General features: G+C 31.8%; 24 protein-coding genes. 10 read left to right on the top strand and 14 right to left on the bottom strand.

Going from position 1 to position 25,726, the window contains the following annotated elements; genetic code table 11:
- A partial coding sequence (locus GMC_RS0114555) for a transposase (protein ID WP_010522839.1) occupies positions 1-393 on the top strand: 393 nt, incomplete at its 5' end.
- 299 nt (positions 394-692) lie between these two features.
- On the opposite strand, the gene GMC_RS0114550 is transcribed toward GMC_RS0114555, so the two are convergent.
- The 14 genes from GMC_RS0114550 to GMC_RS0114480 form a co-directional block, all read right to left on the bottom strand.
- On the bottom strand, positions 693-1,274 hold the full coding sequence (locus GMC_RS0114550) for a hypothetical protein (protein WP_010522838.1): 582 nt from the start codon (positions 1,272-1,274) through the stop codon (positions 693-695).
- Complete coding sequence (tssD, locus tag GMC_RS0114545) at positions 1,267-2,994, bottom strand: type VI secretion system tube protein TssD (protein ID WP_010522837.1); 1,728 nt, start codon at positions 2,992-2,994, stop codon at positions 1,267-1,269. The genes GMC_RS0114550 and tssD overlap by 8 nt, the downstream gene beginning before the upstream one ends.
- Before the next feature lie 285 nt (positions 2,995-3,279).
- The gene (locus tag GMC_RS0114540; RefSeq protein WP_010522836.1) at positions 3,280-3,534 is read right to left on the bottom strand and encodes a DUF2188 domain-containing protein; all 255 of its coding nucleotides are present in this window, start codon (positions 3,532-3,534) and stop codon (positions 3,280-3,282) included.
- Positions 3,535-3,620: 86 nt separating this feature from the next.
- On the bottom strand, positions 3,621-4,091 hold the full coding sequence (locus GMC_RS23035; protein ID WP_369073182.1) for a transposase: 471 nt from the start codon (positions 4,089-4,091) through the stop codon (positions 3,621-3,623).
- Between the two features lie 405 nt (positions 4,092-4,496).
- On the bottom strand, positions 4,497-5,162 hold the full coding sequence (locus tag GMC_RS20045; protein WP_050813322.1) for a LamG domain-containing protein: 666 nt from the start codon (positions 5,160-5,162) through the stop codon (positions 4,497-4,499).
- Entirely contained in the window at positions 5,159-5,467 is a 309-nt protein-coding gene (locus tag GMC_RS20860) for a LamG domain-containing protein (RefSeq protein ID WP_050813321.1), read from the bottom strand. Before GMC_RS20860 ends, GMC_RS20045 begins: the two co-directional genes overlap by 4 nt.
- A gap of 615 nt (positions 5,468-6,082) precedes the next feature.
- Positions 6,083-7,885 (bottom strand): acyl-CoA dehydrogenase FadE, encoded by a 1,803-nt coding sequence (locus GMC_RS0114515; protein ID WP_010522834.1) that lies wholly within the window; start codon positions 7,883-7,885, stop codon positions 6,083-6,085.
- Between the two features lie 27 nt (positions 7,886-7,912).
- Positions 7,913-8,263, bottom strand: a complete 351-nt coding sequence (locus GMC_RS0114510) for a four helix bundle protein (RefSeq protein WP_010522833.1) — start codon at positions 8,261-8,263, stop codon at positions 7,913-7,915.
- A 37-nt stretch (positions 8,264-8,300) separates the two neighbouring features.
- Entirely contained in the window at positions 8,301-9,491 is a 1,191-nt protein-coding gene (locus GMC_RS0114505) for an acetyl-CoA C-acyltransferase (RefSeq protein WP_010522832.1), read from the bottom strand.
- Positions 9,492-9,530: 39 nt separating this feature from the next.
- Positions 9,531-9,887, bottom strand: coding sequence for a four helix bundle protein (locus GMC_RS0114500; RefSeq protein WP_010522831.1), 357 nt, complete (start codon positions 9,885-9,887; stop codon positions 9,531-9,533).
- Between the two features lie 47 nt (positions 9,888-9,934).
- Positions 9,935-12,340, bottom strand: coding sequence for a 3-hydroxyacyl-CoA dehydrogenase/enoyl-CoA hydratase family protein (locus GMC_RS0114495; RefSeq protein ID WP_010522830.1), 2,406 nt, complete (start codon positions 12,338-12,340; stop codon positions 9,935-9,937).
- A gap of 101 nt (positions 12,341-12,441) precedes the next feature.
- Positions 12,442-12,882 carry a MarR family winged helix-turn-helix transcriptional regulator gene (locus GMC_RS0114490; protein WP_010522829.1) on the bottom strand — a complete coding sequence of 147 codons (441 nt, stop codon included), beginning with the start codon at positions 12,880-12,882 and terminating at the stop codon, positions 12,442-12,444.
- A gap of 277 nt (positions 12,883-13,159) precedes the next feature.
- A complete protein-coding gene (locus GMC_RS0114485) occupies positions 13,160-14,932 on the bottom strand; it encodes an AMP-dependent synthetase/ligase (protein WP_010522828.1) in 1,773 nt (590 codons plus the stop codon).
- Between the two features lie 273 nt (positions 14,933-15,205).
- Positions 15,206-15,778: a superoxide dismutase family protein gene (locus tag GMC_RS0114480; RefSeq protein WP_010522827.1), complete on the bottom strand. Its 573-nt coding sequence runs from the start codon at positions 15,776-15,778 to the stop codon at positions 15,206-15,208.
- Between the two features lie 346 nt (positions 15,779-16,124).
- Here GMC_RS0114480 and GMC_RS0114475 point away from each other — a divergent pair, with 346 nt between their 5' ends.
- From GMC_RS0114475 to GMC_RS0114435, 9 genes are all read left to right on the top strand, one after another.
- Positions 16,125-17,957, top strand: a complete 1,833-nt coding sequence (locus GMC_RS0114475; protein WP_010522826.1) for a BspA family leucine-rich repeat surface protein — start codon at positions 16,125-16,127, stop codon at positions 17,955-17,957.
- A gap of 503 nt (positions 17,958-18,460) precedes the next feature.
- A complete protein-coding gene (locus GMC_RS0114470; protein WP_010522825.1) occupies positions 18,461-19,072 on the top strand; it encodes a sugar transferase in 612 nt (203 codons plus the stop codon).
- The gene (locus GMC_RS0114465) at positions 19,053-19,661 is read left to right on the top strand and encodes a formyltransferase family protein (protein ID WP_010522824.1); all 609 of its coding nucleotides are present in this window, start codon (positions 19,053-19,055) and stop codon (positions 19,659-19,661) included. Before GMC_RS0114470 ends, GMC_RS0114465 begins: the two co-directional genes overlap by 20 nt.
- A gap of 34 nt (positions 19,662-19,695) precedes the next feature.
- Complete coding sequence (locus tag GMC_RS0114460; protein ID WP_010522823.1) at positions 19,696-20,790, top strand: hypothetical protein; 1,095 nt, start codon at positions 19,696-19,698, stop codon at positions 20,788-20,790.
- 9 nt (positions 20,791-20,799) lie between these two features.
- The gene (locus tag GMC_RS0114455) at positions 20,800-22,296 is read left to right on the top strand and encodes an AMP-binding protein (RefSeq protein ID WP_010522822.1); all 1,497 of its coding nucleotides are present in this window, start codon (positions 20,800-20,802) and stop codon (positions 22,294-22,296) included.
- A 2-nt stretch (positions 22,297-22,298) separates the two neighbouring features.
- Positions 22,299-22,538 (top strand): acyl carrier protein, encoded by a 240-nt coding sequence (locus GMC_RS0114450; RefSeq protein ID WP_010522821.1) that lies wholly within the window; start codon positions 22,299-22,301, stop codon positions 22,536-22,538.
- A 113-nt stretch (positions 22,539-22,651) separates the two neighbouring features.
- The gene (locus GMC_RS0114445) at positions 22,652-23,257 is read left to right on the top strand and encodes a sugar transferase (RefSeq protein WP_010522820.1); all 606 of its coding nucleotides are present in this window, start codon (positions 22,652-22,654) and stop codon (positions 23,255-23,257) included.
- Positions 23,258-23,312: 55 nt separating this feature from the next.
- Positions 23,313-24,401, top strand: coding sequence for a GNAT family N-acetyltransferase (locus GMC_RS0114440; protein ID WP_010522819.1), 1,089 nt, complete (start codon positions 23,313-23,315; stop codon positions 24,399-24,401).
- A 54-nt stretch (positions 24,402-24,455) separates the two neighbouring features.
- On the top strand, positions 24,456-25,493 hold the full coding sequence (locus GMC_RS0114435; protein ID WP_010522818.1) for a GNAT family N-acetyltransferase: 1,038 nt from the start codon (positions 24,456-24,458) through the stop codon (positions 25,491-25,493).
- Positions 25,494-25,726 lie beyond the last annotated feature (233 nt).

The raw sequence follows: 25,726 nt of genomic DNA, 5'->3' as shown, positions 1-25,726 counted from the left end.
TATCGTATAGCTATCAGCGATGGAAGGATTACAGGTTTGGATAAGGAAAATAGGCAGGTAAGTTTTATGGTGAAAAATTACCGTAAAGGAGGTGAATTAGCAACAATAAGTCTTCCTGTCAACACCTTTGTTAATCGTTTTCAGTTACACATTTTACCCAAGGGTTTTACAAGGATCCGCCATTATGGATTGCTCAGTAGTACTACTAAGCGGAAGTACCTAAAGAAGCTGCAAGCGACATTGGCTAAAAGTCCACTAAATGTTAAAGCGCAAAAGATCAAGGACAACTACCGTATTTGCCCAAAATGTAAAAAAGGCACTTTGCAAATCATCGCTTACTTTGGGGTACGAGGTCCGCCAAAGCGCTGGTTAGAAAAACTAAAGGCTACATAGATTTTAAAAAAATCCCATAATAGGGACGGGACAAGTATTGTCCAAATTTAAAGGAAATAGCTCAAAATTGGATTAAACCCCATATAAAACTTATAATCGATGCCAATAGATTCGTTTTTCAATAGTCAAAGCGTATTTTCAAACCTTGAAATTTGTGAAAAACGAGGTTGTACTTTCTAGAATTGAAGATTACCACACATCACTTTCCCCATAAATCCACCACCGGGTCAGTCAACATCGCATTCATCTCTGGCCTATCGGCAAGACGAATGCTTTATGTGTTACAAAACGTTTTTTGTTCACCATTTTACAGGTACAGTTACACGTTCTCCTAATTTTTTTCCTTCTAAAAACTGTATGGAAATACTATCATTTTTTGTGAGTTTTTCAAAAAGTTCTTTGTGTGTTTTTTTGAACTCTTTAACGGTTCCAATGTGTAGAGTATCTTTATTTTGGGATAACATTTTTTTTATGAAAGTTTTAAATTGAGCTTGTGTAGAGCTAGTGGAATCTATAAAATGTCTTGTATATAAGATATAACTTAATTTGGTTTTGGAAGAAATTATTTTTTTTTTATTGTTTGAAATTCTTTCTAATTCATCGGTGTATAATTCGATACCTAAATTTCTCCATTTAGTTAAGGAATCTTCGTATTGATAATTTACCATAACAAAGGATTTATTTGATAAAGATTTATTTTCAAATTCTAATTTTTGAGGGAATTTTATACCAAAAACTGTGTTATATTTTGATTCCATTCTAAGAACAATAGATTCTTTAGATTTTTTTTGAGTTATCACTATGTTTTTTTTAGTTGGATTACATTCAACTAAAGAGAATATCAATCCCAAAAAAATAAGTGTTTTAAAAATTTTATTCATCAATAAAAATTGTTTCAATTACATATATAAATTCATCCCTATTACTATTTTTAGTTTTTCTATACAAAGCTTGAGTTTTATTATTAAAAACATCAATGTTTTCATCGGCATGATTTCTAAGTTCTTCAAACGTCTTAAATTCTCCTTGTATTAATTTATTAGCTGTATCACTAGAAATAGGAAGTAATTGCCAGTTAAATTTTTCATTATGATTCCAAGTACTTATAGCCTTACGAGTAGCTTCTAATCCTTCTAGTTTAGCCAGATCAATTTCGGTTTGTACTTCTTCTTCCAGCCACATATCCATTTCGGCTTTTTGCTCTTGTGCTAACACCCCTAATAAATCGGCTATTGGAGAAAGTGGACCAAAATTTAAAGGTATAGGTTTATTGGTATCTAAATCTTCGCCTACGGTTTTTACTAGGTTAAAAACATCAAATAAACTCCCTATAGGCTTTAACATTCCAAGTAATTTTACTCTTTTACCGTTTTTGGAAAAGTAATCGTATTGGCTAATTCCTTTGGTAGTATGCAGTGGTTTACCAGCATGTTTATATCCAAAATCTTTGCCTTGTTTTACATTTTCAAACAACTCCCCAGAGTTAGTATACATTTTTTTATATTCATGGATACGTCTTTGTCCTGTATATACCTTGCCAAAATTGTCTGCCATGTAGCCTTTTTCCATTTTAGTAAAAGCAATGTTACTAATTTTACTTGTAGCTTTTTCGCCTAAAGCCTCCAAGCCTTTGGAAATGGCTTTGTTTTTGGCAAAGTTTGCACTAAACTTCATCAAAAATAACGGATCTCCTTTATAGCTTATAAACTCAGGTAAATTGTGACCTATGGTTGGGGTTTTAAAAAAGAGGGTTTTGTTACTATAACCTACATAAAGCACCTCTTTTCTGCTTATAGGTAACTCTTTCTTTATATTATTATAACTCACGTTGCAGTAGAGCTCTAATTTATCACCTCCGTCATCAGCAATCATTCCACCCCAATTTTCGCTTAATTCAAATCTAGCAGTTGCTATCGTAGTTCCATCCATTTCCTGTACTATAGCTTTTGCATTAATTTCGTGTTTAGGAAATTTATTTTCATCAACATTTAAATAGTCTATTCCAAAAAAGTGGTCATATTCCCATAGTTGACAGTTAATGGACTCTCCAATTTCGATGTCTTTAGTTTGCACATGGAAGTATACAGTATCTCCAAGCATAGCATCTGTAATAGGATCGCACCCCTCACTATCACTCGTCCACCAGCCTTTAATTAAGTCAGGGTCTTTTTCTTCTATTACCGTTGGAGCAACTTGTGAGGCAAATGGGTTGCTAGGATTCCATTCGTTTTCATAGATAAAGCCATTAACCCTTAAAATACCAGGGCTTAGAATTATATTACAAGTCATGGGTTTGTTATCCTTATAGTTAAAAGACTCATGAAAACGTAACATATAGGCATTGGCAAATTCCCAATCTTTATGTTTATGCAGTCCATCACGTTGATAAAATCGGACAAGACCGCTAACCATCTGTCTAGAGGATACCGCTACAGTAAAAAATTCTACAACATCTTTAGGGGCGGGAATCGTAATATTTAGCTTACCACCATTAGTTATTGTTATAGGTAACCCTGTTCCATCATCTTGTTGGTTAATATCTGTATCAAATTTTAATACATCATATTCTTTTTCAAAGATAAAAAGCTTGGCTTTGAACATTGAGTTTTAGTTTGCGTTGATTTTGTAAATATAAATCATAACGTGCTAGTTATAAATATATTTTTTCAAGTTTGTTGAGTAATGTTTTGTAACGATTAATGTAAACGTTTGTGCGTGGTAGAGATTGCTACCTTCGACTCTAGAGTCTGCAGAATTTATTGTTTCTGATAATAAAGGTTTATATCCTTAGATAAATAGAGGTGAATACTAAAATTTTTAAGATAGGTTTGTATTCTTTGTCAAATGGACAATTTATAAAAATACTATTTTCAAACGCCATGTATATTATTCGGCTGTTTGAAGTTTCTCAACAGTTCCGTCAGTTTTATGAACTACTAAAACATTAGCTTGCTCAGAACTAAGGATTTTTTTACCATTCAGTATGGCATTTCTCTTTGTGTCAAATTTAGAAATTATTTTTTCCGAGCCTTCTCTAAAAACAACCCAATGTCCTTTTCTCGACATAACGTGAAATTTTCTTCCAGATGCTCCAGCTGTTCTAAATCTAGCGCTTAATATTTTTATTCTATCTGTTGACATAATAATTCAAATATAATGATTTAACTTTAGAAAATTTACAAAAGTTATTCCAAATCTCGACTAACGTCAATTTTTATTATTGAAAATCAAGACGTTGAAAAATCGAGATCTTCGGGTTTGATATCAAATTTATTGATTTGTTTTTTCATTCTTTTCACTAATCCCATTTTTCTTTTTTGATCGAGGAACAGATATTCATTTTTAGGTTTGTAGGGTTCTTTTTTAGTAGCCATATTCCAGATAATTACAGCTAGCTTTCTAGCTGTTGCGCTTATAGCGACTTGTCTACCTTTTTTAAATGCTATTTTTCTAAAGAAATTTGATAATTCAGTGTCTTTTAGATTTCCAATAGCATTAGCAGCTTGTCTTAGAGCAGTTTTTACCCGATTACTTCCTTTAGGAGTTCTGTGGCTGAGTACTTTGCCTCCAGATATTTTATTATTAGGAGCTAATCTCGCCCAAGAGGTAAAATTATAAGCAGAAGGGAATTTAAAAAAACCATCTGGTCCAATTTCATTAATTATCGTAAGTACCGCTGAATGACTGATTCCTTCAATTTTTAAGAAGTCTATGCCTCCAAAATATTTAAAAGCAATTTGATTGAGATCTATTTCAGGAGCATTTTTATTAGCTCTTTTATGTGGTTTAGGCTTGGTATTTAGTTTTTTTTACTGGATCAAGTTTGATCTGTTTTTTTAAGAATTTATCGATTTGTTTATCACAATCGGCAATTTTCTTTTGATAAAATTTATAGGATTCAAACTCTTGTTTTAGACCAAATAGAAAATCAGCTCTTTCATTTCCTTTAAGAGCTTTAGCAATTTCTTCTTCTGATTTTCTACAGTTGTAATGTCATCTTGAACTTTCGGGTTTATTGATTTGTAGTATTCAATCATTAATTTTCTTTAATAGTGTCTAACTTAAAAGTATAACTCACTTTAATAGTAGAAAACTCATAAGTATTAATAACTGGTTTGTTTTTTCTTAACTACAGTTGTTGCATTTTTTTTAAATTTTTTAATGTGATCTTTATTAGAAATAGTTGTATATGATTTATTTGCTACAGGCTTATAAATACGAATCCAATCTACTAAAAAAGTGTTGTTTTCTTCCATTTTCAATTGTTTTTTTGTTGGAGTTAAACCCTGCGCTGTTCTCCATGTTTGTTCTTCAGCATTGATAATGATATCCATTTCTTTATGAATACCTTTATTTTCAGCATAATTCATAGGATCAATCATATCTTTACCTTTGACAACCCTTACTAGTTCTCCGTCAATATAGTATTTTAAAGTAAAAGGATCCTTCCAATATAGTCCTACGCGCACCCACTCCTGATTCCAAATTTTACCATTTTGCGCAAACCAGCTTTCATCGTCAGTGGGTTGATAATCTTTAAAAGGTCTGCGTTCAAACATGTGATGACTTAAATGTATACGTTCTGAATACCACCTGTTTTTATCGGTGTTGGAGCCATAAGCTTCAATAATGTCAATTTCTTGGGTGTCATCGGGACTTAATAGCCATACAGCACTTGAAAGAGTAGAGTTACTTACTTTAACTTTAGTTTCAATAAAAACAGGATATTTCACTCGTATATTAGATGTGATACAACCTGTATTAATCATTTTAGTTCTTTTTTTCTTTTTGCCTTAATTTTTAAATATCCATCCGAAACTTCAGAAAAATTTTGATTCCACTCAGTTAACCCAGGTCCTTTCCAAGGGTTATGAAATGTATCGGTCCATCTTTTAGTAAAAAAATTATTTTTAGAAATGCCTTTAGTTTCATAATTAAAATCGTCTGATTGCGAATGTAATTGCCAATCGAAACCTTTCTTCAATTTAACTGGGATTTCAATATCTTTCCAATCTTGAGCAAATGAAAACATATGTACAAAAAATAGAATGTAGCTTATGTAAAGTTTAGTCATAGTTGTCTTATTTTAAAATCTAATTTCAGTCTATACCGATTGCAAACGTTTAAATAAATTCTTACAACTATTAGAGCTGTTCATTAGTGTAAGAAATTAGAATAATTAGGTATTTTTTTATTGATTTAGTGCAATTTAACGATACAATATGTCTATAAATATTATCAATTATTTCAAAAAAACATTAAAATCGTTGTAATGTATCTTTTTTAGGATTAAGTGTGTTAATTTTTTTAAATAAAGATATTTAAAGTAAGTCACTGAATGTTAGCTTGTATATTTTTCGTGTTAGCTATTATTTTTGTAGGAAACTATTGTTTCGTTGATAAAGTAACTATAAGCGTAGCTGAAGGTATGGTATACAGTATTAAATGATAAGAAACCATTTAAACGAAAATTTATTGTAGCAAATAATATCTAGAAAAAAGTTTTTCTGTTCATAAGATACTTAAGCAACCAAATAAAAAACGAGTAGGCCAAAAGCATACTCGTTTTTATACTAATTTTAAATAAAGGGCTAAAAATGCAGCCTCTTTTATTAATTTTTTCGATTGGTAGTTATCGAAAAAAGGCACAGGTTTCCCTGAAGTGTGTTACTACTTGACTTGTCAACTATTAAAAACAGTATTTATTTTCGGTAGTAATTTTATCAGCAATCGTGTTTCTTAAAGCAACTACATTAGGCATGTTTTGATATTTTGTAAAACGCTTAAGTCCCATAAGCATCATGCGTTGTTCATCACCTTCTGCAAAGCTAGCAATAGCTTCTTTTGCTTTTGAAGTAATATCCTCAACAGCGTTAAATAAGTACAATTGCGTCATGGCAATTTGTGGCGCTTGCTCAGATTCACTAGTACGTTTGATATTTTTTTCGGTTCTTAAAATAGCAGATTCTACCATGTAAATTTCAATTAAAATATCACTAGCAGCCAAAAGTAATTGTTGATGTTCTTCTAACTGTAGGCCAAATTTTTGAACAGCGCTACCAGCCACCATTAAAAACACTTTTTTTAGCTTTGCTAGTATAGCTTTTTCTTCTGAAAGTGCAGCAGAATAGTCAGGAGTATCAAATGAAGGAATTCCGGTTAATTCATCGGCAACAGCCATAGCAGGAGCTAATAGGTCTACGTGACCTTTCATAGCTTTTTTTACCAACATACCAACACAAAGCATACGGTTAATTTCGTTTGTACCTTCGTAAATACGTGAAATACGTGCATCTCTCCAAGCGGATTCCATTGGAGTATCGGCAGAGAATCCCATACCTCCATAAATTTGAATTCCCTCATCCGTACAATTTTGAACATCTTCGGAAACAGCTACTTTTAAAATAGAACACTCAATAGCATACTCTTCCACTCCTTTAAGTTCCGCTTCCTGATGTGAATTTCCTGCAGCTTCGCGCAAAGTAATACGGTCTTCAATATTTTTAGCAGCCCTGTAGGATGCAGATTCACCAACGTAACAATTGGTTGCCATATCCGCTAATTTTTTACGAATTGCACCAAACTGTACAATAGGCGTTTTAAATTGAATACGTTCCGATGCATAATTGACCCCACTTGTAATTACCCTACGTTGCGCATCCAAACACGCTGCGGCTAATTTGATTCGCCCGACGTTTAGTGCATTCATGGCAATTTTAAAACCATTACCTCTTTCCGATAGCATATTTTCAGCAGGTACTACAGTATCATTGAAAAATACTTGTCGGGTGGAGGAGGAGTGAATTCCTAATTTGTGTTCCTCCTCACCCATGGTGATTCCGTTACTAGGATTGTTTTCAACAATAAAACCAGTAATGTTTTTATCATTTTCAATACGTGCAAAAACTATAAAAACGTTGCAAAAGCCAGCGTTTGAAATCCACATTTTTTGTCCCGTAATGCTGTAAGTTTTTCCGTCACTGCTAAGTACAGCTTTTGTTTTACCACTGTTGGCATCGGATCCGGCACCTGGTTCAGTTAAACAATAGGCACCAAACCACTCGCCAGTAGCTAATTTAGGTACGTATTTTTGTTTTTGTTCTTCGGTACCATACAGCGTTATTGGCATTGTTCCAATACCTGTATGCGCTCCAAAGGCAGTTCCTACGGAACCAGTTGCTCCCGAAATATAATCACAAACCAACATGGTAGAAACAAACCCCATTCCAAGACCATCATATTTTTCGGGTACTGCAATACCTAAAAATCCAAGTTCACCAGCTTTGCGCATGACCTCTTCGGTTAAGGCATAGTCTTTCTTTTCAAAACGGTCTTTGTGCGGCCATACTTCTCGATCCACAAATTCAGTAACCGCTTCTTTCATCATTAATTGCTCCTCTGTAAAATCTTCGGGAGTAAACACATCTTCACATTTTGTTTCTTTAACAAGGAATTGTCCTCCTCGTAATATGTCTTTTTCTGTTGTTTCCATAAAATATTTTAAATTTTAAATGTTGAATTATAAATTTTGTTGAGAAGTTTTTACAATTTTAGTAAGAATACTTATTAAGTGATTAACTTCATTCAAATGTGTATCAACATTAGTGTTTGTTATATTTGATTTATTTAATAATTGCAGCCAATATTTAGTTTCTCTAGCTTCCTTAGATGCTATGGACATTTTGTAAATAAAATCTTTTTTTGAAAATCCAGCAGTAGCTTCTTGAATATTAGCTCCAATGCTAGTGCCACTTCTCAACAATTGTTTTGAAATAATAAATTCCTTTTCAATATTTAAAATTCTATACAGCTCAATAATTTTAAGTGCAAATTCAAAACTTTTATCGACGACTATGTTTCCTCTTTCCATTAAAAATTTAACATTTAAAATTTAGCATTTAGAATAATTAAGAAAGAAACTCAAATATCCCACAAGCACCTTGTCCAGTACCTACACACATAGTTACTGCACCGTATTTACCTTGCATGTTTTGCTTGCGCATTTCATCAAATAACTGTACCGAAAGTTTTGCTCCTGTACAACCTAGTGGGTGGCCCAATGCTATGGCTCCACCATTTACGTTTACAATGTCTTTATTAAGCCCAAGCTCTCTAATTACAGCTAAGGATTGTGAAGCAAAGGCTTCGTTTAACTCAATTAATGATAAATCACCTTGTTTTAAACCGGCTTGTTTTAATGCTTTTGGAATGGCTTTAACTGGTCCAATTCCCATAATTCTGGGTTCAACTCCTGCAGCTGCATAGTTCACTAAACGAGCTATTGGTTCTAGGTTAAGTTCTTTAACCATTTCCTCACTCATTACCATTACAAATGCAGCACCATCACTCATTTGTGATGAGTTTCCAGCAGTAACACTTCCGCCTTGAGCAAAAACAGGTCGCAATTTAGCCAGGACCTCCAGACTTGTTCCTTTACGAGGGCCTTCGTCTTTTGTAACTGTATAAGATTTAGAGGCTTTTTTACCATTTTCATCTACATATACTTGCTCCACGTTAATAGGTACAATTTGATCTTGAAAACGATTTTCGGCCTGCGCTTTTAAGGCTTTCATGTGTGAATTATAAGCAAACTCATCCTGATCCTCACGTGATACCTTAAATTGGTTGGCTACAGCTTCGGCCGTATTTCCCATTCCCCAGTAGTAGTCCTCATGACCCGATTGCGCAATATCGTAATTCAATTCGGGCTTATTTCCTGTCATAGGTACAGAACTCATACTCTCGGAACCACCAGCAATAATACAATCGGCCATTCCGGCCTGAATTTTTGCAGTGGCAATACCAATAGTTTCAATCCCCGAAGAGCAAAAACGATTCACCGTCACCCCAGGCACATCAATAATATCTAATCCCATTAAGGAGATTAATCTGGCCATGTTTAGTCCTTGTGAACCTTCGGGCATGGCATTACCAACAATAACGTCGTCAATACGTTTTTTGTCTAATTGTGGTAATTCTTTCATCATGTGTTGAATGGTTTCTGCGGCCAATTCATCACTTCGCTTAAATCGGAAAACGCCTTTTGGTGCTTTTCCAACCGCTGTTCTATATGCTTTTACTATATATGCTTGTTTCATAATTTTATAGATTTTAGATTTTAGAAGTGAGATATTAGATTACTCTTTTGTAAATTTTTGAATTAAAGAATAGTTTATCTTTTGCACTTCAATTAAATCTTCAATAATAGGTTGAACTAAATTTTCATCAACAAGTCCTAATTGTTGTGATAAAATGAGCTGAGTTAACAATTCATTTGAAGAGCCATTAGCAATACCTAGAAAATTTTTAAATTCTCCGTTTGTATTTCTACCAGCCCCTTCAGAAATATTAGAAGGTATAGAAATAGCAGATCTTCTGATTTGACTTATTAATCCATACTTTTCCTCTTTAGGAAAGTTACTTGTAAGCAAATAAACGTCTTTAGTTACGTTCATTGCTTTTTGCCAAATTAATAGTTTTTTAAAATCATGCATATTATCAGTCTAAAGTCTATTATCTAAAATCTCATGTCTCAGAAATTTTAATTTCTCAATGGTTTACCTCGTTTCAACATATGCTCAATACGCTCTAGTGTTTTACGTTCGGTACACAGGCTTAAAAAGGCTTCGCGTTCCAAATCCAGTAAATACTGTTCAGTGACTAAGGTTGGCTCTGATAAATCACCTCCAGCCATTACATAGGCTAATTTGTTAGCAATTTTTTTATCGTGTTCACTAATGTAATTACTAGCTTCCATAGAGTCTGTTCCTACTAAAAACATTCCCAAAGCTTGTTTTCCCAACACTTTTACGTCCTTTCGTTTTACGGGTTGCGTGTACCCTTGTTCAGCTAAAAGTTTAGCGTACGATTTTGCAAGACCAATTTGCCTGTCCTTGTTAACCACAACAATATCTTTTCCTTTTTGAAGAATTCCTGTATCGTATGCTTCATAAGCAGAAGTAGACACCTTAGCCATTCCAATAGTTAAAAAGTGTTCTTGTAAAACGTTTAATTCAACATCTCCCTTTTGGAAATTATCGCTTGCACGAAGTGCCATTTCTTTGGAACCTCCACCACCAGGAATAACGCCTACGCCAAATTCTACTAAACCGATGTAGGTTTCAGCCGCAGCAACCACTTTATCGGCGTGTAACGAAAGTTCACAACCACCACCAAGAGCCATTCCGTGTGGCGCAGCAATAGTTGGAATTGAGGAGTAACGCATACGCATCATGGTATCTTGGAAATACTTGACAGCCATGTTAAGTTCATCATATTCTTGCTCAACCGCCATCATAAAGATCATTCCAATATTGGCACCCACAGAAAAGTTAGCGGCTTGATTTCCTACAACTAGTCCTTGGTAATCTTTTTCAGCTAAATCAATGGCTTTATTTAAACCTGCCAATACATCACCACCAATGGTATTCATTTTGGATTGAAATTCAACATTAAGAATTCCATCACCTAAATCTTCAACAACAACACCTGAGTTTTTGAATACTTCATTTGATTTTCGGATATTATCCAAAATAATAAATGAATCTTGTCCTGGTTTTTTAGTTTGTGATTTAGAAGAAATATCATAAAAATACGTAGCGCCTTCTTTTACGCTATAAAAGGTATCGCTTCCGCTAGAAATCATATCGGTCACCCAATTAGCCACCTCTAAACCTTCAGCTTTAATAAATTCCATTCCTTTTTTTACACCAACGGCATCCCATATTTGAAAAGGACCGTGTTCCCATCCGAAACCAGCTTTCATGGCATCGTCAATTTTATATAGGGCATCAGTAATTTCGGGAATACGAAAGGAAACATATGAAAACAATGCAGCAAAGCTTTTACGATAAAATCCACCAGCTTTATCTTTACCACCTACTAAAACCTTAAAACGATCGACAACTTTATCAATAGATTTAGTCATTTCAAGCGTAGGGAAAGAAGCTCGCTTTTTTGTTCTGTAATCTAAAGTATCTAAGTCAAGCGAAAGAATTTCCGTTTTACCTTCAGGAGTTTTTGTTTTTTTATAAAAACCTTGTCCTGTTTTACTTCCAAGCCATTTATTTTCCATCATTTTTGTGATGAAATCAGGAAGCTTGAATAAGTCATGTTGTTCATCATTAGGGCAATTGTCAAAAATACCATTGGCCACATGTACTAAAGTATCTAAACCAACAACATCTACGGTACGGAATGTAGCTGATTTTGGACGCCCGATAACGGGTCCCGTTAGTTTGTCCACCTCTTCAATGGTTAAGCCTAGATCTTTAACAGCATGAAATAAACTTTGAATACTAAAAATACCAATTCTATTTCCAATAAATGCAGGAGTATCTTTGGCAACTACTGATGTTTTTCCTAAAAATTTATCACCATATCCATTAAGAAAATCTAATACAGACTGATCTGTTTTAGGCCCAGGAATAATTTCGAATAATTTTAAGTAACGTGCTGGGTTAAAAAAGTGTGTTCCACAAAAGTGCTTTTGAAAATCATCACTACGCCCTTCGCTCATAAATTTGATAGGAATACCTGAAGTATTACTAGTGATTAACGTGCCAGGTTTACGATACTGCTCTAGTTTTTCAAAGACTGACTTTTTAATGTCCAATCGTTCCACTACCACTTCAATAATCCAATCCACCTCACTGATTTTACTAATATCATCTTCAAGATTACCAGTAGCAATTCGTTTGGCAAAATCCTGATGATAAATAGGAGCGGGTTTTGATTTAAGAGAAGTGGTTAAAGCAGTGTTCACCAATCTGTTTCTGACTACCTTATCTTCAAGGGTAAGTCCTTTGGCCTTTTCTTTATCATCTAATTCCCGAGGAATAATATCTAGTAATAATACTTCCACGCCAATATTAGCAAAGTGGCAAGCAATACCAGAACCCATAATTCCAGAACCAATGACGGCTATTTTATTTATGTTTCTTTTCATGTGTAGGGATTTCTATTTTAAAAGTGTTTTACTTTTTTGTTTAAATACTTCATGCAATCGAATGAAAAATTGATCAAAGTGTGTCATAGGAGTGTGATTTTTTATTTAGAATTATAAATTTTTTTGTTTGAAATTAATTCGTTGATAGTATGAAAAACTTCAATAAAAGTGTCAAGTTTATCGCTGGGAACTGCATCTTTAACCGCATTATCGAATTTAAAAACTACTTCCTTTGAAAATTCACGCATTTCAACTCCAAAATCAGTTAAACCTATTAATACACTACGTCCATCATCAGGGTTTTTACTTCGGGTAATTAACCCTTTTTCTTCCATAGTTTTTAATGTTCTGGAAAGGCTTGTGGCTTCCATACCCATTTTTGGACCAAGTGAAGTTGAAGGAGTACCGCTTTCGGGATCGATACTTAGTAACGCAAATCCGGTGGACATGGAACTTCCTTTTTTACCCGCTTCTTCATTGTACATTTTGGCTACTGCAATCCAAGTGGACCGTAATAAATAATCTATGGTGAGTTCTCTCATTTATAATATTGTAGTTGTATTGCGCTTTAGAGTTCATAAAAAGAAACCACAAGCCGTTAGAGTTTACGTAAATATAAAAAATTTTATTATGCATGCATAGTAAAATGAAAATTAATTATCAATATTGTTCTTAATTTAAGTAATTAATACGTAAAAAAAAACAAACTCCCCAAAATTTGGAGAGTTTGTTTATAATTTAAGAATAGAATAAGCAATATTTTGTTTTTACAACTAAATTAAGGTGTAAAAATCAGGTATATTACTGAAATATTGCAAATTAAGCGTATATTTTGTCGTATAAATCTTTATGTAATTCTCTTATAATTTTACGTTTCAATTTAAAAGTAGGTGTAAGATGTCCAGAATCGACACTCCACTCCACGGGAGTAAGTTCAAAACGTTTTATTTGCTCCCATTTACCAAATTTGGCATTATGTTTGTCAATTTCATCTTTAATTCTATCGATTACATCTTGATTTTTACAAATTTCAATGTTTGTAGATCCCACTACCATATTTTTAATTTTTGCCCAATCTTTAATATAAGCGAAGTTTGGTTGTACAAATGCAGCGGGCATTTTTTCGCCTTCGCCTATAACCATAAGTTGTTCAATAAAAGGAGATTGTTTCATGGTATTTTCAACTAATTGCGGAGCTACATATTTACCACCTGAAGTTTTAAACATTTCCTTTTTACGATCGGTAATTTTTAAAAATCCTTCACTGTCAATTTCACCTATATCACCAGTGTGGAACTTGCCATTTTGAATAGCTTCAGCGGTTTTTTCGGGATTTTTATAATACCCCATCATTACGCTGGCACCTTCAACTAATATTTCACCATCTTCAGCAATGGTCACCTTAGTTTCATCAAGTATTTTACCCACTGTTCCAATTTTAAATCCTTTGTCTCGGATGTCATTTACTGAAATTACAGGTGAAGTTTCAGTAAGGCCGTAACCTTCCATCACGTTGATACCTGCAGCATTAAAAACACGTGCCAAGCGAGATTGTAATGCAGCACTACCCGATGCTATTACTTTTAAATTACCACCAAGTCCTTCCTGCCATTTACTAAAAATCAATTTTCGTGCAATGCCTAATTTAAATTCATACCAAGCGCCATTTTGACCGTAAGGTTCATAAATTAATCCCAGATCAATTGCCCAAAAAAATAGTTTCTTTTTTAACCCGGTTAAAGCTGCTCCTTTCGCGTATATTTTATCGTATACTTTTTCAAGTAAACGAGGTACGGCTGTCATTACATCGGGCTTAATTTCTTTCAAATTGTCGCTTATGGCTTCAATAGATTCAGCAAAATAAATGGATATTGATCGATACTGGTATAAATAAAGTAGCATGCGTTCATAAACATGACATACGGGTAAAAAACTCAGTGCTTTGGCATTTCCATCTTCTACTTCAAAGCGTTTAGAACTATTTAGAGCGTTACGAACAATATTTCGATGACTCAACATAACACCCTTAGGGCGGCCTGTAGTACCCGAAGTGTAAATTAGTGTGGCTAAATCATTTTCGTCAATGGAGTCCATTATTTTCTGTACTTCGTTTTGATTGCTTTCGTCTTCCCCCAGTTCTAATACTTCTTTCCAACTGCTGCAATTAGGAATAGCATCATAGGAGTATACTTTTTGCAAACTAGGAACCTGATCTTTAATTTTCATGACTTTATCATATACTTCTTGATCGGAAACGAATACAAATTTTGATTCGGAATGATTTAAAACGTATTGATAATCTTCCTCGGAGATTGTTGGGTAAATAGGTACATCCTGAGCTCCTGTTTGCAAAATACCAATATCAGTAATGTTCCATTCGGTTCGGTTGTTTGATGAAATTATTGCAATTTTATCATTGGGTTGTACTCCCATTTTTAGTAAGCCGCGACTGATTTGATTGGCTTTATCAATATATTCCTGAGTTGAGGTTTTTTCCCAAATACCATTAGTTTTGGTAACTAGTGCATCTTTAAGGTTACCTTTATTTAATTGATAGTAGGGGAAATCGAATAGGCGTTTTATTTCTGTCATGGTAATTTTAGGCTATATCTTTGATATGTTTTCTACTAAATATAAATAAAATGAAATTAAAAATATAATTTATTTCCAGATTATTAATAAAATTCAATTTTTAACGTAAAGATTAAATTTTACGTCAAAAAAAAATTAAAGATATAGTACCAACAGAAAGAAAAATTAGTTGGCGTTATTTTTTTACGAGTTATAACATAGTTTAGCGATTAGTTTTTTTACCAGAAGCTATAATATCAATCGAAGGTTAATCATTTTCTTAATTATTATTAATTATTGAGTAATAATTTCTCCACAACCAATTCTTGGTCCGGCGGCACCTGATGGTTGTGAGGTAAAATCATCGGGGCCTTTGTGAATAATTATAGCTTTACCAATAATGTTCTTTTTATCATCTTCGCAATTAATGCACCATAAATCAGTAGTTCTTGAAATGGTGCCATTTCCTTTTTCATTAATTTGTATGTTACCAATATCTCCAATATGAAAAGTTTCAGAATTCCATTTTCCATGATTAGTATTTGTAGGATTCCAATGGCCGCCTGCTGATTTCCCATCTTCTGAATTACAATCGCCAATAGCATGAATATGTATGGCATGCGGTCCACTGTTTGAAATATTATCCAATTGCGCTATCATTGTAACTTTTTGATCAATTTCGGTAAATGTAATTGTTCCTGATGTTTCTGTATTTGATTTTGAATCAATAGTAGCAACAGCTATTTTTTTTAAAGATTTCTTATTTTCTGCGGAAGCTTCTACTTTGATATTTGTATTTTTTTCTTTTTTGCAGGAAACTAAACTAATGGAGTAAAGAGCTAAAAAAATGTAAATTAATGTACGCATGATTTTAAAAGTTTAAATTTCACACTATTATTGAACTATCTTAAATGATTGACAAATTAGAGTAGGTAATAATTTAAGAGACTCAAATATTTGTGCTTTAACAAAGATATGTTGACGTAAGTATGCATGTTAACTCAAAAACCAAAAATGAGTTCTCATCTCATTTTTAAGAACAAAATTTTAAATAAAAACTGTTCAGTAAATTGAAACAGAAAAATAAAACACACGGTTCTTTTCAATTTAAAAACGATTTGTTTGAATTTCTTTTTTAATTTAATTTTTAAAAAAAATAGGGTAATCATTAATTGAGGTGTTATTATTAAAAATAATACACAAAACTATAATTATGAAAAAACTTTTTTTACCCTTATTTCTATTTTTCACAAGTATGCTATTGGCACAGACAAATCCTGATGCTTTTGTATTTAAATATAATATAACAAATGCAAATCAAGCTATTTCGTTTGATGTTGGAGCTTCAACAAAGGCTTTTGATTATAATGTAGATTGGGGAGATGGGACTACAGATACTAATTTGTCAGCTTTGGCAAATCATACGTATACTACTCCAGGTGAATATACAGTATCTATTACGGGAGTATTTCCAATTTTAAAATTTTCTTTAAATCCAATTATTTCTATAGAACAATGGGGAACTAATGAATGGGAGTCATGCGAAAGTATGTTTGGACGAAACAGAATGTTAACATCTATTAATGCAACGGATATTCCAAATTTTGCACCAAGTGCAAGCTTACAATCAATGTTTATTGATTGCGAGCAACTAGAAGCTAATATAAATAATTGGGATGTTAGTAATGTGACTAATATGTCAGGTATGTTTTTGAATGCTTTTAAGTTTAATAGTCCTTTAGATAAATGGGATGTTAGTAACGTAACTTTAATGTCTGCTATGTTTAATAATGCAGAGGCATTTAATCAGCCAATAAATAATTGGAATGTTAGTAATGTAACAGATATGACATCAATGTTTCAAAAAGCAGAAAATTTCAATACTTCAATAAATGATTGGAACGTAAGCAAAGTTACTTCAATGGCTAATATGTTTAGAGAAGCTGAAAACTTTAATCAACCTTTGGGTAAATGGAACGTTAGTAAGGTAACCAATATGCAAAATATGTTTAGAGGTGAACTTTTAAGAGGAAAAATGGTTTTTAACCAGCCTTTAAATACTTGGGATGTAAGTAATGTTACTGACATGAGTACTATGTTTGGCGATGCGGAAGTATTTAATCAGCCTTTGAATAACTGGGATGTAAGTAAGGTGGCAGATATGAGCAGTATGTTTGGTGGTGCTAAAGCTTTTAATCAAAACATTAATAGTTGGACAACAACATCATTAAAAGATACAAGGGGCATGTTTTTTAAAGCAGAGGCATTTAATCAGCCTTTAGATAATTGGGATGTAAGTAAGGTAACAGATATGCGCAGCATGTTTAGCGAAACTAAAGTTTTTAATCAAAACATAAATAGTTGGAATACAGGTAGTTTAAAAAATGTTAGCTCGTTATTTGAAAGTGCCGAAGCTTTTAATCAGCCACTAGACAATTGGGATTTGAGTAATATATCTTCAATTGAATATGAATTTGTATTTAATGGGGCAACTGCTTTTGATCAGCCTCTTGAAAATTGGTACCCTAGACAAGGAAGCGGAGTTAGGTTTATGCCATTTTTCTTGAACAACTCAGGAATGTCAAGTGCTAATTATACTAAAACTTTAATTGCATGGTCAAAGGCACCAGATATTTTGGATAACAGCAGTGAAAGATTTGGGTTTATATTTCAAGCTGAAGGAATAAACTATTGTGATGAGGCTATATTAGCAATACAAATTTTAGAAGACGATTTAAATTGGAGTGTCAGACATGGAGATTTAGATCCTGACTGTACTGGTCCTACTTTAAGTACTTTTGATTTTGATACAGAAAATTCTAATTCAATGTTTTATAACTATAACAATGATACATTGGATATTGTTACCGAAAAAAATACTAATTTGACAATTTATGATTTATTAGGAAGAGAAGTTATGGTAAAAGAAGTTGAGTCTGGTGCTACATCACAAAATTTAAGAGAATTACTACCAGCTGTTTACATTGCAAAACTTGAAAATCATGCTACAGGAAATAGTAAATTGATAAAAATTATACTTAACTAATCTGACTTCAAGAATTTTATATTCTACTAAGCAAAAAATATTAAGAAATAAAGAATTGCTATTAAAGAGAAGAGCCGCTTGGAAGAAATTTCATGCGGCTTTTATTGATTTATTAAAATAGTAAAGATTGTTTTTGTTTATAAAATCAAGTTTTTCAAGCACAAAATAACTCTCATGCGTATTTGACACTAAAATGATCTAAATAATTTATTGAAATGAATATAAAACTAACTCTAGATTGCAACAATTAAAAGTTTTTTAAATAATTTAAAAACAAATTTTTACATTAAAATTATGTAAGTCTTAGTTATATTGTAATCAATTTTATCATTTTTTTAGCGCTCATATTTCTACGTAAATACTGTGTTCAGAAATAAACATACGCAACCTTGAAATGTATTTTCTTTCTTTTTTTTGTAAGAATTAATTTTTAACCACATATATTGCCATTCTAAATTAAATACTTACTCATAATTGATGTAAGAATTATTTTAAAAGAGTTAATGTACAAATTTGTTGTAAAACGGAGTTTAGATTTTTTTGGAGCACTATTACTATTAGTATTCATTTCTCCGGTGTTTATGCTGGTTGCAGTTTTTTTGTTTATTACCAATAAGGGAACTCCATTTTTTGTTCAAAAAAGACCAGGTAAAAATGAACGCATTTTTAAAATTATTAAATTTAAAACAATGAATGATTTTAAAGATGCCAATGGTAATTTATTGCCTGATGGTGAGCGACTGACTAAAATGGGAAGCATTATCAGAAAAACATCATTGGATGAAATACCCCAGTTAATCAATGTATTAAAAGGAGAAATGAGTTTTATTGGACCAAGACCATTGTTAACAAGGTATTTGCCCTATTATACTGCTGTAGAAAAGAAAAGACATACGGTAAGACCCGGAATAACAGGTTTGGCTCAGGTTTCAGGTAGAAATTTGTTACACTGGGAACAACGATTGGCAAAGGATGTATTTTACGTTGAAAATTTATCCATGCTCATGGATATAAAAATTATTTTTAAAACAATTGTCAATGTATTATCGTCAAAGGATATAGTAATAGACCCAAGTTCAACATTACAAGATTTGGATGCGTACAGAAAAAAATAAAATCAACTGGGCCATTTTGGTAACAGGCTGGGGGCGTAATGCAAAAGATACGTTAGATTTTTACAGTAAAGGAGTGTTTAAAAAAAGTGCTATTTCATTAGTAGTTTATGAATCAGATCCGTGTGGTGCGGCCGATCGTGCTACAGAATTAGGTATTGAAACGATTAAGTTGATCAAAAATGATTTTTCTAATTTACTTGAATATCAAAAAGAACTTACAGCAATACTTCAGAGCAAAAAAATTGATTTCGTGTTTATGCTAAATTACAAATATGTAATAAAGCAAGAAATGCTTAATGCTTTTCCGAATAGAATTTTAAATATTCATCCATCGCTTTTTCCAAGTTTTTTAGGCACTAAAACCGCCATACAAGATGCATTAGCTTACGGCGTTAAAATTACAGGCATTACGACACATATCATTGATGATAAATTAGACGAAGGTATAATTTTAGCCCAAAAAGCTATTAAAATAAAAAAGAACGATAATTTTGATAGTTTGTATCCAAAATTTGCCGAACACGGAAAAAATTTAGTTGCAAAAACTATTAAAATTATTGAAAAGCAATATTTTTTATCGATCAATTAAAAGTAATTTTAAAATTTGTACTACATAATATCCAATGAGTAACGATTTACGAATCATTCCTGTAACAAAAGCAGCACTAAGAATAGCTGTTGAAAAAAACACCTATTGGGATAGGGAAAATGTTCCTATTCCTAAAAGTAAAGCTATTTGGTTGTTGTCAAATTTAAGAATTGAAGAAGATGATTATTGCGGTGTATTTGGGTTTGAAGGCGATCAAATGGTGGCTTTTATTTATATGTTTCCTGACTTATTTAACTTTGGAGGTAAAATAGAAAAAGCATACTGGGAACTTTTATGGTGGGTGAGTGATGCTTACAAAAATACCGTATTAGGAACCTATATTTTTAATGAAGCTTTAAATTTGGCAAATAAAAAAGTGGTTGTAAAGTCTTATGCTGAAGGTGTCAATGAATTTTATGCAAAACAACCTTTCAATTTAATAGAAGCTAGGTTACGGCATACCATTTTTTTTAGTTTAGATGCCAATATTTTATTGAGTCGATTTTCATTTTTGAAACATTATAAATTTATTTTACAAACAGCCGATAAATTTGTGGGTACTGTGGTAAAAAAAATTAATAACCTAAAGGTAAAATCAAGAACAGCAAACATTACATACCATTATTTAAATAAACTTGACCGGCAAACGTGGGAGTTTATAGCACCCCTTTGCACAAATGATTTGATTTATAAAACTGAGGAATATGTGAATTGGCAATTGGATAATGCACAATATACCCAAACTCCTGTTTCATCAAAATATCCTAAGCGCTCCTTGCAAGTAGGCATTGGTCAAAATATTCGTATACATAATGTAAAAGTTATTTATAATGAAAAAGTGATTTGCTTTTTGTCCTATATTGTAAATCACAAAGAATTTAATGTCAAATATTTTTTAGTGAATGAAAATAGCAATTATGACATTTGTGTTGATGTACTTATGGAACATTTTTTACAGTCAGGAATGAATTTTATTTTTACTGATGATACTGAATTATCAAATACGATAACAAATCGCTACAAGTCGGTATTTACTTATAAAATTGAAAAAAAGGCGCTAGCTCATGAATCAATTTCATTTGGAACTGATCATTTAAAAATTTACAATAGAGATGGACACTTTTATTAATCAAAACTCATGGAATTCGTAAAAAAACTACATCAATCAATACATACAAATGCAGCATTAAATGCTTTTTATATTGAAGAAACTTTTTATACCTATCAAGAATTCTCAGATTTAATTAATGCTATCCGTTTTGCCATACAGCAAACTATTGATGAAAAAGAAAAAATGGTTGGTTTGGTAACCAATAATGATTTGCAAACTTATGCAGCTATTTTAGCATTATGGTTTGAAGGTAAAACTTACGTACCCGTAAACCCTGATTTACCAAAAATACGCAATCAAAAAATTTTTGAACTTACGGATATTAAACATATAATAGACTCCTCTGAAACTACTGTTTTTTCTAATTATAGAGTAATACATTCATCAACTATTGCATCGTATAATGAGGATTTATCTTTAAAAAACATAAAAGAAAATGACTTGGCTTATATATTGTTCACCTCAGGAACCACAGGTTTGCCAAAGGGGGTACCTATAAGTTTTAGTAACGTAAATATACTTGTGAATGCTATTGATAAAGAACCCGATTTCAATTTAGTAGCTTCAGACAAATGTTTACAAATGTTTGAACTGACATTTGATTTTTCAGTAGTTACATATTTATTTCCCTTGTTAGCAGGATCGTGTATTTATACAATTGCTAAGGATGCCATTAAATATTTTTACGTATATAAGTTAATTAAAGAACAAAAGCTAACTGTTTTAACTATGGTTCCTTCAATAATCAATTATTTAAGGCCATATTTTAGTGAAATTAATGCTCCCGATGTTAGGTATTGTAGCTTTGGTGGCGGAGCATTGCATGCCGATATCGCCAAAGAATGGAGTGAATGTTTGCCAAATTGCAAAATTTTTAATTATTACGGTCCAACTGAATATACTGTATATAGTGGCTTTTACCCATATCACAAAGATACAAACACTAAAAACCATAACGGTATCATCGCGATAGGGAAACCTCAGGCAGGTACTCAATATATAGTTGTAGACGAAAATAATCAGGAAGTTCCAACTGGAGTTACTGGAGAATTATGTTTAGGAGGGGGGCAAGTCACTCCAGGGTATTGGAAAAATCCAACAAAAAACAAGCAAAGCTTTTTTTTTAAAGCGTATAATGAAAAAAAACTACGTTTCTATAAAACGGGAGATCTTGTTTTTAAGGATGAAGAAGGGGATTTTTTATACGTTGGACGATCTGATTTTCAGGTAAAAATAAGAGGTTATCGTGTAGAGCTAGCCGAAATAGAGTATCATGCTAAAAGCAAATGCGAAAAAAAAGTAAACATGGTTGCTTTAGATTTAAAAAATAAGTTAGGAAACGCTGAATTAGGACTTGCTATTGAATCCGACAAATTCGATTTTAGCGCTGTTTTAGAATATATGAAGACTAAAATACCAGATTACATGATACCAAGTCATTTAGCCTTTGTAAAAGAATTTCCACATAGTATTAATGGTAAAATTGATCGGAAAAAATTGAAAACACATTTTGATATAAATTAAATATGAATAAAGAAGACATTTTTAAAAAAATTGAAAACGCATTAAAAACAGTTTTGGGACACGATAATTTTCAATTATCTGAAACTACGACAGCTCATGATGTTGATGGTTGGGAGTCAGTAACACACATGATGATTATTTCGGAAATAGAAAATAATTTAAATATTAAGTTTAAATTAATGGATTTAATGAACATGAATAGTGTAGGTGATCTTGTTAAAATAATTGAATCAGAATTATAGTTTTATTATAACGAGTATTTGTGTTCGTTTATCTGTTTTTATGTATTTTAGATTAAATTTTTTTGGTGTAATTGCTTTTTTATATTCAATGAAAAAAAACTACTTTTCGCAATATGTATAATCCTTTTTTTAAAAGAATTACTGATTTTGTATTATCATTAATTGGTTTTTTAATGCTTTCGCCAGTAATTATTATCATAATAATGGTATTGCTTTTTGTAAATAAAGGAAAGCCCTTTTTTTTTCAGCAACGTCCAGGTAAAAATGGCAAGCCTTTCAATATCATAAAGTTTAAAACTATGACTGATATCGATTCTAAAGATGATCAAAAAGTGCATAATTTATCCAGAGTAACAAAATCAGGTGCATTTATCAGAAAGTATTCTTTGGATGAAGTACTTCAATTAGTAAATGTATTAAAGGGTGACATGAGTTTAGTTGGTCCACGACCATTATTAATGGAATATTTGCCCTTGTATAATGACATACAAAGCAAAAGACACAACATAAGACCAGGAATCACAGGTTGGGCACAAGTAAAAGGTAGAAATTCGATCAGTTGGTCAAAAAAATTTGAATATGATGTTTGGTATGTGGATAACGTAAGCTTCCTGCTTGATTTTGAAATTTTACTGCTCACGGTAAAAAAAGTATTTATTAAAGAGGGTGTAAATTCTGATGAAAACATAACCATGGAGGTCTGGAAAGGAAATGTGTGATTCAATCATATAACTCCGTATTTGTAAAAATTGTTGAATTAAATTTCTTTTTCATTTGAATCCAAAATATACATTATCAATTCATGAAATAGTTTCAGAAAGTGATGCGGATTTTTATAATGATCTATTAAAAAAGAAATGGGGTAATAATGTTTATTATTCCATAGCGCACATGAATTATTTTTTGACAGACAATCAAAAATTAATTTATTTTCTATTCAAAAAAGATAATGATATAAAGGTGATAATGCCATTAATATTAAGGCAAATTGAAATTGAACAAGAATTAACTTCATTTTTTGATGTCACAAGTCCTTATGGATATAGTGGTCCTTTATTTTGTAACTCAACAATCAATGAAGAAATCATTAATTTTTGGTTAGCAGTTGATGAATGGTACAAGAAAAATAATGTAATTTCAGAGTTTATTCGCTTTAGTTTAAATGAAAACCACAAATATTATTCAGGCCTGTTAATAGCATCATTAATTAATGTGCGTGGCAAGCTTTGTGAAAATTTTGAAGATCAATGGTCAGGATTTCTATCAAAAGTGCGGAACAATTTTAGGAAAGCGGCAAAACATTCGCTAGAATTTAAAATTTACGAAAAAGAACAATTGACCACTCAAGTTATAGCAATTTTTTATGATATTTACACGAAAACTATGGAGCGAAATAAAGCTGCAAGTTTGTATTTTTTTTCTCAAGCCTATTTTGAAAATTTAATTCTTTCCCACTCTACAAATTTTACTATTGCCATAGCGTATTATAATAATATACCAGCGTCGGTTGAGCTGAATATCCATCATAATGAAACAATTTATGCTTTTTTAGGCGGAACTGACTCAGATTACTTTTCTTACAGGCCAAATGATTTTTTACGCGTAAAATTAATTGAATGGGCAATTAATAATAAGAAAAAATATTATGTACTGGGGGGGGGTATAAAGAATGGGGATGGTTTGTATAAAAGTAAAAAAGCTTTTTTTCCTAAGGATGAAGAAGTTATATTTTATACAGGTAGAAAAATCATTGATGCAAAAATATATAATGAACTTAACTTCGCTACCAATGAAAATTACTCAAAAACAAAAGATATTGCTTTAACTGACTTATTTTTTCCTTACTACCGAATCAATAATTAGATTTGCAAAGTAATAAAGCAAATTTTATTATTTAACAGTTGATTTAATAGCTATATGTCTACATCAAAATTTAAAACTATATCGGTTAAAAATGAATGGCAAAAACTTTTGGATGATGTGGAACAATATGATTTTTATCATACTTATGATTATCACCATTTGTCAAAAGCCAAAGGGGACATACCAATTTTAATTAAATATGAGGAAGACGGTGTTATTATAGGTCTTCCTTTTTTAATGCGAAGAATTTTTGATACAGAATACTATGATATTACATCGGTCTATGGCTACGCTGGGACACTTCATAAAAATGTTGATGAAAATTATGATAACACAAAATTTATAGCTCAGTTAATTCATTACTTTAATGAAAATAAAATTGTTTCTGTTTTCTCCCGTTTAAACCCATTCATTCCTTTTCAGGAAACTGCCATAGCTAAAATTGGTAAAATTAGTACGCTTAGTAAAATTGTAAATATTGATATTACTAAAAATATTGATGAGCAACGTACTCTTTTTTCAAAAACAACTAAGCGGTATATTAATAAAGCTCGAAAACTATGTTTAGTTAAGTCGGGTGGGACTATGGAGGATATGCAAACTTTTAGGGATTTGTATTATGAAAACATGGATCGCGTACAGGCTAAAAAATCGTATTATTTTAATGAGGCTTATTTTAACAGCTTTATAAATAGCAGTGATTTTGAAACTGATGTTTTGTTTGCAATTTTAAAAGAAACTAATGAGATCATTTCAGCAGCCATGATGGTTAAAACTAATAATATTATACAATACCATATTTCAGGGACTCGTAATGATTATTTGAACCTAACTCCGATTCGATTATTAATAGATGAAATGAGAATAAAGGGAACAGAGCATAATTATACTTACTTTAATTTAGGAGGAGGTTTGGGTAGCTCTGAAGATTCGTTGTTTAATTTTAAAGCTTCTTTTTCAAAAGATTTTAAAGACTTTAAAGTTTGGAAACATATTGTTAATCAATCAGTGTACGATGAGTTATCAAGTCAATATGCAAACAAAAGCAATGATCAAAGTTTTTTTCCTTTGTATAGAAATTCAAAACTCTAATAGATTCCCAATAAAGTAATTTTATTTGAGCAAGCTTCAATTTACTACATAAACACATCCCTGTAAAATTACTTACATTTCTAAAACAAATAGTGCAATATGTCATTTTAATAGGTATTTTGTCGATAAATGTGCTTTAAGTTTTTTTTAAATTAAAAGAATTTTTAATCACTAGTTAAATTATACATTACTTTTTGTTTAAAGTGATACTATATTTTTTTTGTTAAAATTTG

The sequence above is a fragment of the Aquimarina agarivorans genome, assembly GCF_000218485.1.
Taxonomy (GTDB): domain Bacteria; phylum Bacteroidota; class Bacteroidia; order Flavobacteriales; family Flavobacteriaceae; genus Aquimarina; species Aquimarina agarivorans.
This window is presented reverse-complemented; position numbering and strand designations above follow the sequence as displayed.

Bases quoted from the DNA above. Each gene is read 5' to 3' on its own strand.
- GMC_RS0114550 (WP_010522838.1), bottom strand. From the start codon at position 1,274: ATGAATAAAATTTTTAAAACACTTATTTTTTTGGGATTGATATTCTCT.
- tssD (WP_010522837.1), bottom strand. From the start codon at position 2,994: ATGTTCAAAGCCAAGCTTTTTATCTTTGAAAAAGAATATGATGTATTA.
- GMC_RS0114540 (WP_010522836.1), bottom strand. From the start codon at position 3,534: ATGTCAACAGATAGAATAAAAATATTAAGCGCTAGATTTAGAACAGCT.
- GMC_RS20045 (WP_050813322.1), bottom strand. From the start codon at position 5,162: ATGATTAATACAGGTTGTATCACATCTAATATACGAGTGAAATATCCT.
- GMC_RS20860 (WP_050813321.1), bottom strand. From the start codon at position 5,467: ATGACTAAACTTTACATAAGCTACATTCTATTTTTTGTACATATGTTT.
- GMC_RS0114515 (WP_010522834.1), bottom strand. From the start codon at position 7,885: ATGGAAACAACAGAAAAAGACATATTACGAGGAGGACAATTCCTTGTT.
- GMC_RS0114510 (WP_010522833.1), bottom strand. From the start codon at position 8,263: ATGGAAAGAGGAAACATAGTCGTCGATAAAAGTTTTGAATTTGCACTT.
- GMC_RS0114505 (WP_010522832.1), bottom strand. From the start codon at position 9,491: ATGAAACAAGCATATATAGTAAAAGCATATAGAACAGCGGTTGGAAAA.
- GMC_RS0114500 (WP_010522831.1), bottom strand. From the start codon at position 9,887: ATGCATGATTTTAAAAAACTATTAATTTGGCAAAAAGCAATGAACGTA.
- GMC_RS0114495 (WP_010522830.1), bottom strand. From the start codon at position 12,340: ATGAAAAGAAACATAAATAAAATAGCCGTCATTGGTTCTGGAATTATG.
- GMC_RS0114490 (WP_010522829.1), bottom strand. From the start codon at position 12,882: ATGAGAGAACTCACCATAGATTATTTATTACGGTCCACTTGGATTGCA.
- GMC_RS0114485 (WP_010522828.1), bottom strand. From the start codon at position 14,932: ATGACAGAAATAAAACGCCTATTCGATTTCCCCTACTATCAATTAAAT.
- GMC_RS0114480 (WP_010522827.1), bottom strand. From the start codon at position 15,778: ATGCGTACATTAATTTACATTTTTTTAGCTCTTTACTCCATTAGTTTA.
- GMC_RS0114475 (WP_010522826.1), top strand. From the start codon at position 16,125: ATGAAAAAACTTTTTTTACCCTTATTTCTATTTTTCACAAGTATGCTA.
- GMC_RS0114470 (WP_010522825.1), top strand. From the start codon at position 18,461: ATGTACAAATTTGTTGTAAAACGGAGTTTAGATTTTTTTGGAGCACTA.
- GMC_RS0114465 (WP_010522824.1), top strand. From the start codon at position 19,053: ATGCGTACAGAAAAAAATAAAATCAACTGGGCCATTTTGGTAACAGGC.
- GMC_RS0114460 (WP_010522823.1), top strand. From the start codon at position 19,696: ATGAGTAACGATTTACGAATCATTCCTGTAACAAAAGCAGCACTAAGA.
- GMC_RS0114455 (WP_010522822.1), top strand. From the start codon at position 20,800: ATGGAATTCGTAAAAAAACTACATCAATCAATACATACAAATGCAGCA.
- GMC_RS0114450 (WP_010522821.1), top strand. From the start codon at position 22,299: ATGAATAAAGAAGACATTTTTAAAAAAATTGAAAACGCATTAAAAACA.
- GMC_RS0114445 (WP_010522820.1), top strand. From the start codon at position 22,652: ATGTATAATCCTTTTTTTAAAAGAATTACTGATTTTGTATTATCATTA.
- GMC_RS0114435 (WP_010522818.1), top strand. From the start codon at position 24,456: ATGTCTACATCAAAATTTAAAACTATATCGGTTAAAAATGAATGGCAA.